Here is a 412-nt window from a genome sequence, read left to right as displayed (position 1 = left end):
TTTTTCCATTGAGCTGCACCGGTATTGACGGGTATCCAGCCCAGTGAGCGACGTACACCGCCTGATTTGCGCCAGTTCAGCCGCACCTTCTTAAACTGCTTGCGGCGTGTGACATACTCACCTGCAATGCACTGTAAGGTTTGGCTGTGCAGACCAAGCTCTTTACCTGCGCCCTTTGTGTAGGGATGCATATCATACGCAGACAAAAACACACCACGCTCTTTAATCGAGCGTTGACTTAATTCATTAACAAAGTTCCAGACGAAATTGACGCTGCGAGCCATACGGTTTAGCAAGGGCACATGCCTGTCTCGGACTCGGACTTTTAATGTTTTGGTGTGCCTTATCATGCTGTATATAATACCAACACAACCTATACTGCAAAGACTTTAGCGGCCTATTAAGGGGTTAA

1 pseudogene is annotated in these 412 nt (G+C 47.6%); it reads right to left on the bottom strand.

The features are described from left to right. Positions 1–284: pseudogene (locus TOI97_RS13230) on the bottom strand (RNA-guided endonuclease InsQ/TnpB family protein); the annotation flags it as partial. Positions 285–412 lie beyond the last annotated feature (128 nt).

The organism is Denitrificimonas halotolerans (assembly GCF_034259425.1).
GTDB classification, from domain to species: domain Bacteria; phylum Pseudomonadota; class Gammaproteobacteria; order Pseudomonadales; family Pseudomonadaceae; genus Denitrificimonas; species Denitrificimonas halotolerans.
This window is presented reverse-complemented; position numbering and strand designations above follow the sequence as displayed.